Origin of the sequence: Bradyrhizobium sp. CCBAU 51753 (genome assembly GCF_015291565.1) — a bacterium.
Taxonomy (GTDB): domain Bacteria; phylum Pseudomonadota; class Alphaproteobacteria; order Rhizobiales; family Xanthobacteraceae; genus Bradyrhizobium; species Bradyrhizobium ivorense.
This window is the reverse complement of sequence record NZ_CP030037.1, coordinates 7,629,595-7,642,526: the sequence shown is the minus strand read 5'-3', so window position 1 is coordinate 7,642,526 and position 12,932 is coordinate 7,629,595. Positions and strand designations below refer to the sequence as shown.

General features: G+C 65.2%; 8 protein-coding genes. All 8 read left to right on the top strand.

All coding sequences use genetic code 11. The features are described from left to right. The first annotated feature begins 19 nt into the window (after positions 1-19). The 8 genes from XH93_RS34950 to XH93_RS34915 all read left to right on the top strand — a co-directional run bounded on the left by XH93_RS34950 (position 20) and on the right by XH93_RS34915 (position 12,930). On the top strand, positions 20-1,345 hold the full coding sequence (locus XH93_RS34950; protein WP_194470955.1) for an MFS transporter: 1,326 nt from the start codon (positions 20-22) through the stop codon (positions 1,343-1,345). Between the two features lie 337 nt (positions 1,346-1,682). After that, on the top strand, positions 1,683-2,789 hold the full coding sequence (locus XH93_RS34945) for an efflux RND transporter periplasmic adaptor subunit (RefSeq protein WP_194470954.1): 1,107 nt from the start codon (positions 1,683-1,685) through the stop codon (positions 2,787-2,789). Positions 2,790-2,912: 123 nt separating this feature from the next. Next, positions 2,913-6,053 (top strand): efflux RND transporter permease subunit, encoded by a 3,141-nt coding sequence (locus XH93_RS34940; protein ID WP_194470953.1) that lies wholly within the window; start codon positions 2,913-2,915, stop codon positions 6,051-6,053. Between the two features lie 22 nt (positions 6,054-6,075). Continuing rightward, a complete protein-coding gene (locus XH93_RS34935; RefSeq protein WP_139864509.1) occupies positions 6,076-6,684 on the top strand; it encodes a TetR/AcrR family transcriptional regulator in 609 nt (202 codons plus the stop codon). Between the two features lie 133 nt (positions 6,685-6,817). Beyond that, complete coding sequence (locus tag XH93_RS34930) at positions 6,818-7,441, top strand: flavin reductase family protein (RefSeq protein WP_194470952.1); 624 nt, start codon at positions 6,818-6,820, stop codon at positions 7,439-7,441. 397 nt (positions 7,442-7,838) lie between these two features. Then, positions 7,839-9,059, top strand: coding sequence for an SMP-30/gluconolactonase/LRE family protein (locus tag XH93_RS34925; protein WP_194470951.1), 1,221 nt, complete (start codon positions 7,839-7,841; stop codon positions 9,057-9,059). 320 nt (positions 9,060-9,379) lie between these two features. Next, a complete protein-coding gene (locus XH93_RS34920; RefSeq protein ID WP_194470950.1) occupies positions 9,380-11,647 on the top strand; it encodes an acyl-CoA dehydrogenase in 2,268 nt (755 codons plus the stop codon). Next, entirely contained in the window at positions 11,647-12,930 is a 1,284-nt protein-coding gene (locus XH93_RS34915) for an acetyl-CoA C-acetyltransferase (RefSeq protein WP_139864505.1), read from the top strand. The genes XH93_RS34920 and XH93_RS34915 overlap by 1 nt, the downstream gene beginning before the upstream one ends. Positions 12,931-12,932 lie beyond the last annotated feature (2 nt).

Genomic DNA, 12,932 nt, shown 5'->3' with positions numbered 1-12,932 from the left:
AATAGCCCGGGGGAAACCAATGAGCCAGACCACCACCTTCGCGTCCGACGGCGCCGCACGTAGCGAAGTCGAAACATCGACGATCCGCGCCATCTCGTGGCGGCTGATCCCGTTCCTGATCCTGGCCTACTTCTTCTCCTATCTCGACCGCGTCAATCTCGGCTTCGCCGCGCTGACCATGAACGCGGACATGAAGTTCACGCCGGTGGTGTTCTCGCTCGGCGCCGGCATCTTCTTCATCGGCTATTTCATCTTCGAGGTGCCGAGCAATCTGGCGCTGGAGAAGTTCGGCGCCAGCAAGTGGATCGCCCGCATCATGGTGACCTGGGGCGTCATCTCGGCGCTGATGGCAACCGTCTCGGGCGAGACCAGCTTCTATGTGCTGCGCTTCCTGCTCGGCGTCGCCGAGGCCGGCTTCTTCCCCGGCATCATCCTCTATCTCACCTACTGGTATCCGGCCCAATATCGCGCGCGCTTCCTCGCCGCGTTCGCGCTCGCCGTGCCGGTCTCGACCGTGATCGGCGCGCCGATCTCGGGCCTCTTGCTCGGGCTCGACGGCGCGATGGGGCTGAAGGGCTGGCAGTGGCTGTTCATCATCGAGGGCATTCCCTCGGTGCTGCTCGGCATCGTCACCTGGTTCTACCTCACCGACAAGCCGGAGAAGGCCGACTGGCTCTCGGCCGACCAGAAGGCGTGGCTGAAGGCAAAGCTCGACGCCGAGATCGCGGCCAAGCAGGCGGTGAAGCATTTCTCGCTGGGCGAGGCGCTGGCCTCGCCAAAGGTGCTGGCGCTCAGTGCGATCTATTTCGGCTTCGTCGGCGCGCTCTACGGCATGCAGTTCTGGCTGCCGCAGATCGTCAAGGCGTTCGGCCTCACCAACGCGCAGACCGGCTTCGTCACCGCGATCCCCTATCTGTTTGGCACCATCGCGATGATCCTGTGGGCGCGCCATTCCGACGCCACGCGCGAGCGCGTCTTCCACGTCGGCGCACCCTTGCTGCTGACCGCGCTGGCGCTCGGCATCTCCAGCTACATCACCGATCCGACCATCACTATGATCGTGCTGACGATCGCGGCGATCGGCGTGTTCTGCTGCTTCGCGGTGTTCTGGACGCTGCCGACCGCCTGGCTGTCCGGCACCGCGGCTGCCGGCGCGATTGCGCTGATCAACTCGATCGGCAACCTCGCCGGGTTCGGAGGTCCTTATCTGATCGGCTGGATCAAGGAGGCGACCGGCAGCACGTCCACGGGCTTGCTGGTGCTGTCGCTGCTGCCGCTGGTCGCGGGCTTGCTGGTGTTCCTCGGCGGCCACGAGACCAAGACCGAGTTCGCCGGCACGAAGTAGGCGTGCCGTCCGCGCAGGATGGCTAGAGCGAAGCGAAACCCATCGCCTTGCCGCGGAGGAGATGATGGGTTTCGCTACGCTCTACCCATCCTTGTAATAGCGCATCCCGCCCGCGTAGCCCGGATGAAGCGAAGCGCAATCCGGGACCGCTCTCTCCATCAAAGTGATCCCGGATTTCGCTGCGCTGCATCCGGGCTACAGCACTGCGCACCCCAATCATGGTGAACCAACCGTCAATCACCCTAACCTCACGAATTGGTGTTCACTGACGAATATTGACATTCGTCAGTGATAAATCGATACTCTTCATCAGTCGTCAGCCCGATGGAGAGATCAGATGTTCGTCCGTTCCGTTTTCTCGAGCTATTACAGGCTCTTGACTGGAGCGCTGCTGGCTTTCGCGGTGTTCGCGCTGACCGGCTGCAACGAAAAGGCGGCCGAAAAGGCCGATCCCGGGCGCCCGGTTCTGGTGGCGACCGTCCATTACGAAGCCGAGACCCCTGAGCGCAGTTTTGTTGGCACGATCAAGCCCCGGATCGAAGCCGATATGGGCTTTCGGGTTGCCGGCAAGGTGGCCAAGCGGCTGGTCGAGGTCGGACAGACAGTCGACGTCGACCAGCCCTTGGCCACCCTCGACGAGGTCGATCTGAAGCTGCAGGCCGAGCAGGCCGAGGCCGAATTCCGCGCCGCCACCGGCGTGCTGGCGCAGGCCGCCGCCGCCGAGCAGCGCGCCAAGGATTTGAAGGCCAAGGGTTGGACCACCGACGCGCAGCTCGATTCCGCCAAAGCCGCCGGCGATGAAGCCCGCGCCCGGCTGAACCGTGCCGAACGCTCGGTCGAGCTGACCAAGAATTCTCTCTCTTACGCAACGCTGGTGGCCGACACCAAGGGTGTCGTCACCGCGACCATGATCGAGCCCGGCCAGGTGGTTGCCGCGGGCCAGGCCTCGATCCGTGTCGCCCGACTTGGTGAGAAAGAAGCTGTCGTCGCGATCCCAGAGACGCTTCTCGCTCGTGCCAGGTCGGGCGCAGCCACGGTCACGCTGTGGTCGGATGCCAAGAAGACCTATGCCGCCAAGCTGCGCGAGGTCGCGCCGCAGGCCGATGCCGCCACCCGCACCTATCTCGCAAAATTCTCGCTGCCGGATGCCGACGAGGCCGTCTCGCTCGGCATGACCGCGACGCTGACCTTGGCCGACAAGGCGAGCGAGCGCGTGGCAAAACTGCCGCTGTCGGCGCTGTACAGCCAGGGCGGCGATCCCTCGCTCTACATCGTCGACGACAAGGGCGAGCTCGCGCTGAAGCCGGTCAAGGTGAAGGGCTATGAGAGCGACAACGTCGTGATCGCCGGCGGCGTCGACGAGGGCGCCAGGGTCGTGACGCTCGGCGTGCAGAAGCTCGATCCGAGCCAGAAGGTGCGGGTCGTCTCGTCGCTGTCGTTCTAATCGCGCGTCATTGCGAGGAGCGAAGCGACGAAGCAATTCATGTCGCCGCAAGCGGAAAGATGGATTGCGTCGCTTCGCTCGCAATGACAGCTGAAGTCGAAAAATTTGGACTTGGAGAGTTCGATGAAGCGCTTCAACCTTTCGGCCTGGGCGGTCAGCCATCCGACGCTGGTGCTGTTCCTGATGCTCGTGCTCGGCGCCGCCGGCTTCTTCTCCTACGAAAAGCTCGGCCGCGCCGAGGACCCGTTCTTCACTGTGAAGGTGGTGAATGTCTCGGTGATGTGGCCGGGCGCGACCTCGCAGGAAATGCAGATGCAGGTCGCCGACCCGATCGAGAAGAAGCTGCAGGAACTGCCGTTCTTCGAGAAGGTGCAGACCTATTCCAAGCCGGGCTTCACCGCGATGCAGGTCACCTTCCGCGACTCGACGCCGCCGAAGGACGTGCCCTATCTCTTCTATCTCCTGCGCAAGAAGCTGGTCGACGTGCAGGGCCAGCTGCCGTCCGGCATCTTAGGTCCCGTGGTCAACGACGAATTCTCCGACGTCGATTCGATCCTCTACATGATGACCGGTGACGGCGCCGACTATGCGCAGCTCAAGAAGGTCGCCGAAGGCTTTCGCCAGCGCCTGCTCAAGGTGCCGGGGGTGACCAAGGTCGACCTCTACGGCATCCAGGACGAGCGCATCTACGTCGAATTCTCCCACGCCAAGCTGGCGACGCTCGGCATCACGCCGCAGGCGCTGTTCGATTCGCTCGCCAAGCAGAACAACGTGACGCCGGCCGGCACCGTGGAAACCTCCTCGCAGCGCGTGCCGCTGCGCGTCACCGGCGCGCTCGACGGCGTCAAGGCGGTTGCCGAGACCCCGGTCGAGAGCAACGGCCGCGTATTCCGGCTCGGCGATATCGCCACCGTTTCCCACGGCTATGTCGATCCGCCGACCTTCACCGTGCGCCAGGAAGGCAAGCCGGCGCTCGGCATCGGCCTCGTCACCGCCAAGGGCGCCAACATCCTCGAGCTCGGCAAGCAGGTCCAGCAGGCCACCGCCGACTTCGTCAAGGCGGTGCCGCAGGGCGTCGAGATCGAGCAGATCGCCGACCAGCCCAAGGTGGTCGAGCACGCTGTCGGCGAGTTCGTGCACTCCTTCGTCGAGGCGCTGGCGATCGTGCTGTTCGTCTCCTTCATCGCGCTCGGCTGGCGCACCGGCATCGTGGTGGCGCTGTCGGTGCCGCTGGTGCTCGGCATCGTCTTCATCGTGATGAACACGATGTCGCTCGACCTGCACCGCATCACGCTCGGCGCGTTGATCATCGCGCTCGGCCTTCTGGTCGACGACGCCATCATCGCGGTCGAGATGATGGTGGTGAAGATGGAGCAGGGCTGGGACCGCATGAAGGCGGCGTCCTTTGCCTGGGAATCCACCGCGTTTCCCATGCTGACCGGCACGCTGGTCACCGCGGCCGGCTTCCTGCCGATCGGTTTTGCCAATTCTGCGGTCGGCGAATATGCCGGCGGCATCTTCTGGATCGTGGCGATCGCGCTGGTCGCCTCCTGGTTCGTCGCGGTGATCTTCACGCCCTATATCGGCGTCAAGCTGCTGCCCAACATCAAGGTGCACCAGAACCACGATCCGCATGCGATCTACGATACGCGGATGTATCGCGGCCTGCGCCGCGTGGTGCAGTGGTGCGTCAACCACCGCATCACGGTGGTGGCGGCGACCGTCGGCGTGTTCGTTGCCTCGATCGTCGGCTTCGGCCACGTCCAGCAGCAGTTCTTCCCGCTGTCCGAGCGTCCCGAGCTGTTCCTGCAACTCCGCCTGCCGGAAGGCACCGCCTTTAACGTCACCGAGAAGGCCGTCAAGAAGGCCGAGGGCCTGCTCAAGGACGACCAGGACATCGCGACCTATACCGCCTATGTCGGCCAGGGTTCGCCGCGCTTCTGGCTCGGCCTCAACCCGCAGCTGCCGAACGAGGCCTTTGCCGAGATCGTGATCCTCGCCAAGAACGTCGAGGCGCGCGAGCGCGTCAAGGCGAAGATCGAGCAGGCGGCCGCTGACGGCATGCTGAACGAGGCGCGGGTCCGCGTCGACCGCTTCAATTTCGGCCCGCCGGTCGGCTTCCCGGTCCAGTTCCGCGTGATCGGCCCCGACGCCAACAAGGTGCGCGACATCGCCTACCAGGTGCGCGAGATCATGCGCCAGAACCCCAGCGTCAAGGACGTCCAGCTCGACTGGAACGAGCAGTCGCCCTACCTGAAGCTGGTCGTCGACCAGGATCGGGCACGCGCCCTCGGCCTCACCCCGCAGGACGTCTCGCAGGCGCTGTCGATGCTGATCACGGGCGCGCCGGTCACCACGATCCGCGACGGCATCGAAAAGGTCGGCGTGGTCGCCCGCGCCGTGCCGGCCGAGCGGCTCGATCTCGGCCGCGTCGGCGATCTCACCATCACCTCGCGCAACGGCGTGGCGGTGCCTCTGCAGCAGATCGCCAAGCTCGAATATGCCCACGAGGAGCCGATCCTGTGGCGGCGCAACCGCGACATGGCGATCACGGTGCGCTCCGACGTCGTCGACGGCGTGCAGGCGCCCGACGTCACCAACCAGATCGCGCCGAAGCTGAAGGACATCCAGGCCCATCTCGAGCCGGCCTACCGGATCGAGCCGGGCGGCGCGTTCGAGGAATCTGCCAAGGGCAATGCGTCGATCTTCATCCTCTTCCCCGTGATGGTGATGGTGATGCTGACGCTCCTGATGATCCAGCTGCAGAGCTTCTCGCGCCTGTTCCTGGTGTTCCTGACCGCGCCGCTCGGCATCGTCGGCGCTTCGCTCGGGCTCAACGTCGCCAACCAGCCGTTCGGCTTCGTGGCGCTGCTCGGCCTGATCGCGCTGGCCGGCATGATCATGCGCAACGCGGTGATCCTGGTCGATCAGATCGAGAGCGATGTGGCGAGCGGCCTGACGCGGCGCGAGGCGATCATCGAAGCCACCGTCCGGCGTGCCCGGCCGGTGGTGCTGACCGCGCTTGCCGCCATCCTGGCCATGATCCCGCTGTCCCGCTCCGCGTTCTGGGGCCCGATGGCGATCACCATCATGGGTGGATTGTTTGTTGCGACTTTCCTGACCTTGCTGTATCTGCCGGGCCTTTACGCCCTCTGGTTCCGCAAGACCCTGGACGAGTGCGGTCCCAGCGAGCAAGCCGATACTGCGCCGCAGCATGCCGGGAATGCGCAACGTGCAATTCCGCTTGCTGAGGCGGCCGAATAATTGAAGATTGAGTAGGCCAAACATGACGCTCATCTCGGAACATACCGAAACCGACACCCGCGAACGGATTCTCGTGGTGGCGGAGCGTTTGTTCCGGCAGATCGGCTACCTCAAGACCACTGTGGCCGACATCGCCAAAGAGCTGCGGATGAGCCCCGCCAACGTGTACCGCTTCTTCGATTCGAAGAAGTCGATCCACGAGGGCGTGGCCCGGCGGCTGATGGGCGAGGTCGAGCTCGAGGCGCAACGCATTGCCCGGACGCCCGGCCCGGCGGTGGTTCGCCTGCGCGAGGTGATGACGACCGTCAATCGCATGAACACCGAGCGCTATGTCGGTGACAACAAGCTGCACGAGATGGTCGAGATCGCGATGCAGGAGGACTGGGACGTCTGCGTCGCCCACATGGAGATGATCGCGGGCGTCATCGGCGAGGTGATCGCGCACGGCGCGGCCACCGGCGAATTCGAGGTCAAGGACCTGCAGCTCGCCTCGCTGTGCGCCTGCACCGCGATGATGCGCTTCTTCCACCCGCAGATGATCGCCCAGTGCGCCACCAAGCCGGGCCCGACCATCGACGAAATGATCGATTTCGTCATCGCCGGCCTGTCGCCGCGCACCCGGCCCAACTGACCCCCATCTACTGACGCACTCGTCAGTTGACTTGGCCGTCATTCCGGGGCGATGCGTAGCATCGAACCCGGAATCTCGAGATTCCGGGTCTGGTGCTAGCGCACCATCCCGGAATGACGAGGAGGCTCCAGCCGTGACCGCGAAAGATCTGCATTTCTACGAGCCGAAGAACGGCCACGGCCTGAAGCACGACCCGTTCAATGCCATCGTCGCGCCGCGCCCGATCGGCTGGATCTCCTCGCGCGACCCCGACGGCAACGTCAACCTTGCGCCCTACAGCTTCTTCAACGCCTTCTGCTACGTGCCGCCGATCATCGGCTTCTCCTCGACCAACTGGAAGGACAGCGTCGCCAACATCCAGGAGACCGGCGAGTTCGTCTGGAATCTGGCGACGATGGATCTGGCCAAGCACATGAACGCGACGGCGGCGCATGTCGCCCGCGATGTCGACGAGTTCAAGCTGGCGGGCCTCACGCAGCTCCCGGGCAAGCTCGTCAACGTGCCGCGGGTCGCCGAGAGCCCGGTGTCGTTCGAGTGCAAGGTCAGCCAGATCGTCCAGCTGCAGGGCGCCGACGGCAAGAAGGCGGAAGCCTGGCTGACGCTCGGCGAAGTCGTCGCCGTCTATATCGACAAGGCCTTCATCAAGGACGGCGTCTACCAGACCGCGCTCGCCCACCCGATCGTCCGCGCCGGCCGCCGAGGCGATTATTTCGAGATCAAGCCGGAAAACATGTTCGAGATGATCCGGCCGGATTGAGCCGCGCTCTATCGTCTCCCTCGCCCCGCTCTTGCGGGGAGAGGGCGGGGTGAGGGGCTTCCTCCACAAGTCGCGCAAGCAGTGAGACCTGTACCCCCTCACCCGGAACGCATCTGCCGATGCGTTCCGACCTCTCCCTGCAAGCGGGGAGAGGTGAAGGCACCCGCCCGCGCGCCGTCATTGCGAGGAGCGAAGCGACGAAGCAATCCATCCATCCACGCGCGAGATAGATGGATTGCTTCGCTTCGCTCGCAACGACGCGGTGAAGAGCGCACGCAGCGCCGTGACCTTTTCGCGCGCAGGCATGAAAAACCGTCACTCGCAACCTCGCCGGGAGCAGTCTAACCTCCACCCGCCAGGCCGGATCAACGGCCGGTCAACCCAGTGGGAGGATGCGATGACACGCCAACAGAAGCGCGATCCAAACGTTTCACGACGAACGCTTGTCCAGGGTCTTGCGGTCACCGCAGCCGCCGGCGCAACGGGTATCGGCAGCGCGCTGGCCCAGAACGCCGCCCCGGTCGGACCGCCGACCACGATCACCAGCCCGCCGCGCGACTTCAGCCCGCGCGGGGCGCCGACCACCTATTTCTGGGACCCCGACGTCATCGCGGTCGATCCGTCCTTCAACGACCTCGCCCAGCCGAACACCTCGATCAAACGTCTCTACACGGGACTGTTGTGGGCGGAAGGCCCGGCCTGGAGCTCGCAGGGCCGTTACCTCCTGTGGAGCGACATCCCCAACAACCGGCAGATGCGCTGGTCGGAAGATGACGGCCATGTCAGCGTGTTCCGCGCGCCGTCCAACAATTCGAACGGCAACTCGTTCGACTTCCAGGGCCGCCAGCTGTCCTGCGAGCATCTGACCCGCCGCGTGACGCGCTACGAGCACGACGGCACCGCGACGGTGCTCGCCGATTCCTACAATGGCAAGCGCCTGAACTCGCCGAACGATATCGTCGCGCATCCCGACGGCAGCTACTGGTTCACCGATCCGCCCTATGGCGGCCAGCTCTACGAGGGTGAGCCCGACGCCGCGAGCGGCCCGAGCAACCCGGCCGGCAAGCTCAATCCGCGGATCGGCCAGCCCGCGGGCTTCGTACCGGGCAAGCGTGAGCTGCCGACCAACTGCTACCGCATCGATCCCTCCGGCCGCGTCGATCTCGTGGTGACCGAGGACCAGGTGCCCGACCCGAACGGCCTCTGCTTCTCGCCGGATTACAAGAAGCTCTACGTGGTCTCGACCGGCAAGGGGCCGGGCGATAGCGGTCCGGGCGGCAAGGGCGACGTCTTCGTGTTCGATGTCGGCACCGACAACAAGCTCTCGAACGGCAAGCGCTTCAGCGATTTCATGATCGATGGCGTGAAGTGCGGACCCGACGGCATCCGTTGCGACGTCAACGGCAACGTCTGGTGCTCGAGCAATGCCGGCCGCGCCGTCGGCTACAGCGGCGTGACGGTGTGGTCGCCGGATGGCAAGCTGCTCGGCCGCATCCGCCTGCCGGAGGTCTGCGGCAACATCACCTTCGGCGGCCCCAAGCGCAACCGCCTGTTCATGGCCGCCAGCCAGTCGCTCTACGCGGTCTACTTGGCCACCCAGGGCGCGGGACCGGGCTGACTTGCGTCACCTCTCCCCAGCGGGGAGAGGTCGATTTGCGCAGCAAATCGGGTGAGGGGCCGCGGCTCCAACGAGAGACGATAACCCCTCACCCGGCGCTCCGCGCCGACCTCTCCCAATGGGAGAGGTGAGCACCGCGCACCCCCGCTACCTGATTGCCGCACCTTGGTTTTCGGAACCCAACGCGCGGCGCGCCGTTAACAAACGGCGCGTTTGCCGTGTCAATTTCGCTTTATTTGAACAGCGAAGTGTTCACCGGAGAACGGCAGTTTCCGATAAGATCACCCATCCGCGCCGCCGTTTCATGAGGAGCCCCCGCCATGAGTTTCCGCCGCGACCGCATCACAAAGCCGATCTTCTCCTGGGCGCGTGGCGTGCTGCCGACGATGTCGGACACCGAGCGCGAGGCGCTGGAGGCCGGTGACGTCTGGTGGGATGCCGATCTCTTCACCGGCAATCCCGACTGGCCGAAATTTCTGGCCTACGCGCCGGCCAAGCTGACCGACGAGGAGCATGCCTTCCTGCACGGCCCGGTCGACGAGCTTTGCAAGATGCTCGACGAGTGGAAGATCAATTGGGAATGGCGCGACCTGCCGCCCGAGGTCTGGTCCTTCATCAAGGCGAACAAATTCTTCGGCATGATCATCCCGAAGGAGTTCGGCGGCCTCGGCTTTTCGCCCTACGCGCATTCCGAAGTGGTGCGCAAAATCTCCTCGCGCTCGCTGACCGCGGCCGTCACCGTGATGGTGCCGAACTCGCTCGGGCCGGGCGAACTGCTGATGCGCTTCGGCACCAGGGAGCAGCAGGACAAATGGCTGCCGCGCCTCGCCGACGGCCGCGACATTCCCTGCTTCGGCCTGACCAGCCCCGAGGCCGGCTCGGACGCTGCCTCGATGGTCGACACCGGCATCATCTGCAAGGGCAATTTCGAGGGCCGCGAGGTGCTCGGGCTGAAGCTGAACTGGCACAAGCGCTACATCACCCTCGGCCCGGTCTCGACGCTGCTCGGCCTTGCCTTCAAGGCCTACGATCCCGATCACCTGGTCGGCCAGGAAGAAGAGCTCGGCATCACGGTGGCGCTGATCCCGACCCATCTGCCGGGTGTCTCGATCGGCCACCGCCATCTGCCGGCGATGCAGGTGTTCCAGAACGGCCCGAACTGGGGCCGCGACGTCTTCATCCCGCTCGACTACATCATCGGCGGCCAAGAGCGGCTCGGCCAGGGCTGGAAGATGCTGATGACCGCGCTCGCTGCCGGCCGCGGCATTTCGCTGCCGTCGCTGTCGGCCGCCGGCGCCGCCTATGCCGCGCGCACCACCGGCGCCTATGCCCGCATCCGAGAGCAGTTCGGCATCTCGATCTCCAAGTTCGAGGGCATCGAGGAGCCGCTGGCGCGCATTGCCGGCACCGCCTATCTGCTCGACGCCGCGCGGCGGCTGACCTGCGCCGCGCTGAACGAGGGGCATCATCCCGCCGTCATCTCCGGCATCATGAAGCTGCACGCCACCGAGCGGATGCGGATCGCGATCGACGACGCCATGGACATCCATGGCGGCAAGGCCGTGATCGACGGGCCGCAAAACTATCTCGGCAACCTCTACCGCTCGGTGCCGGTCGGCATCACGGTCGAAGGCGCCAACATCCTCACCCGCAACCTGATCGTGTTCGGGCAGGGCGCGATCCGCGCGCATCCCTATCTGCTGCAGGAGATAAATGCGCTCGGCGACACCGATCGCGACAGGGGCTTGATCGCGTTCGACACCGCGTTCTGGCAGCATGTCGGCCACAGTTTTGCGACCATGTTCCGCGCCTGGGGCCGCAGCTGGACCTTTGGCCTGTTCGCACCGGCGCCCGATGCCGGCGAGGCGACGGAATATTATCGCCAGCTCTCGCGCTATTCGTCGGCCTTCGCGCTGTGCGCCGACATGGCGCTGCTCACGCTCGGCGGCGCGCTGAAGCGCAAGGAGATGCTCTCCGCCCGCTTCGGCGACATTCTCTCAGAACTCTATCTGCTCTCTGCCGCGCTGAAGCGCTGGCAGGACGAGGGCCGGCAGAAGGAGGATCTGCCGGCGCTGGAATGGTGCATGGCGACCGGTTTCAAGACCATCGAGAACCGTTTTGCCGAGATCCTCGCCAATCTGCCTAACCGCTTCGTCGCGATCATCCTCAAATTCCTGATCCAGCCCTTTGGCGCCCGCGTGGTGGGTCCCTCGGATCGCGTCGTGCATCAATGCGCGCAGCTCGTGCTGTCGCCGTCGGCAGCGCGCGATCGCCTGACGCCCGATCTCGCCTTTGTCGAGGATGACGGCGGCATCGCGCGGCTGGAAAAAGCCTTCCGCCTCGTGCACGAGGCCGAGGACGCCGCCAAGCAGCTGCGCGCGGCGCGGATTCATGACTGGAAAGAGGCGGTCAAGAAGGGCGTCATCACCGAGAGCGACGGCGCCAGGCTCGCGGCCGCTCATGAAGCCGTCACAAAAGTCATCGAGGTCGATGATTTTGCGCCCGAGGCGCTGTCCCCGATTTACAAGAAATCCGCCGACGTGCATCAGTTCTTCCAGGAGCTTGGTGAGCAGAGGGCGGCGAGCTGATGGCGCGACCAGTCTTTATCGTCGACGGCAGCAGGACGCCGTTCCTGAAGGCGCGCTCCGGTCCCGGCCCGTTCACCCCGGTCGATCTCGCCGTGCAATGCGGCCGGCCGCTATTGGCGCGCCAGCCGTTTGCGCCCACCGCGTTCGACCAGGTGATCCTCGGCTGCGTCAACGTCATCGCCGACGAGATGAACCCGGCCCGCGTCGCGGCGCTGCGGCTCGGCATGGGCGAGCAGATGGTCGCCTTCACGGTGCAGATCAATTGCGGCTCCGGCATGCAATCGATCGACACCGGCTACCGCTACATCCGCGAGGGCATTTCCGACCTCATCCTCGCCGGCGGCGCCGAGGCGTTGAGCCACGCGCCGCTGGTCTGGCCGAATTCCGGCGTGCGCTGGTTCGCGGGCCTTGCCGGCGCCAAGGGCATCGGCGCCAAGATCATGGCCGCGCTGAAGGTCAAGCCGAGCTACCTCAAGCCGATCATCGGGCTCGAGCGCGGGCTCACCGATCCGATCACCGAGCTCAACATGGGCCAGACCGCCGAGAAGGTCGGCCATCTCTTCGGCATCACGCGCGCCCAGTCCGACGCCTATGCCGCCGAGAGCCACCAGCGGCTGGCGAATGCGCAGAAGCAGGGTTTCCTCAAGGGCGAGGTCGAGACTGCGTTCTCCCGCGACGGCAAGTTCTACGATCATGACGACGGCGTCCGCCCCGACTCGACGCCGGAGACGCTCGCAAAGCTGAGGCCGGTGTTCGAGCGCCCCTGGGGCCAGGTCACCGCCGGCAATTCCTCGCAGATCACCGACGGCGCCTCCTGGGTGATCCTGGCGTCCGAGAAGGCGGTGGCCAAGCACGCCTTGACGCCGAAGGCCGTCATTCTCGACAGCCAGTGGTCGGCGCTCGATCCATCGATCATGGGGCTCGGCCCGGTGCTGTCGGCGAGCGCGCTGCTGAAGCGCAATGACTTGACCTTGCAGGACGTCGAGACCTGGGAATTGAACGAGGCGTTCGCCACCCAGGTGCTCGGCTGCCTCGCCGCCTGGAACGACGACAAATTCTGCCGCGAGATTCTCGGCCTCGACGGCGCCGCCGGCGAGATCGACCGCGCAAAACTCAACGTCGACGGCGGGGCGATCAGCCTCGGTCATCCCGTCGGCACCAGCGGCAACCGCATCGTGCTGCATCTGGTCAATGCGATGAAGCGGCTCGGCACCCGGCGGGGCGTCGCCACCGAATGTATCGGCGGCGGGCAGGGCGGCGCGATGTTGATTGAGATGGTGTGATC

What these genes read in the sequence shown, in the direction of transcription:
- XH93_RS34945 (WP_194470954.1), top strand. Translation starts at nt 1,683, where the DNA reads ATGTTCGTCCGTTCCGTTTTCTCGAGCTATTACAGGCTCTTGACTGGA.
- XH93_RS34940 (WP_194470953.1), top strand. Translation starts at nt 2,913, where the DNA reads ATGAAGCGCTTCAACCTTTCGGCCTGGGCGGTCAGCCATCCGACGCTG.
- XH93_RS34935 (WP_139864509.1), top strand. Translation starts at nt 6,076, where the DNA reads ATGACGCTCATCTCGGAACATACCGAAACCGACACCCGCGAACGGATT.
- XH93_RS34915 (WP_139864505.1), top strand. Translation starts at nt 11,647, where the DNA reads ATGGCGCGACCAGTCTTTATCGTCGACGGCAGCAGGACGCCGTTCCTG.
- XH93_RS34950 (WP_194470955.1), top strand. Translation starts at nt 20, where the DNA reads ATGAGCCAGACCACCACCTTCGCGTCCGACGGCGCCGCACGTAGCGAA.
- XH93_RS34920 (WP_194470950.1), top strand. Translation starts at nt 9,380, where the DNA reads ATGAGTTTCCGCCGCGACCGCATCACAAAGCCGATCTTCTCCTGGGCG.
- XH93_RS34925 (WP_194470951.1), top strand. Translation starts at nt 7,839, where the DNA reads ATGACACGCCAACAGAAGCGCGATCCAAACGTTTCACGACGAACGCTT.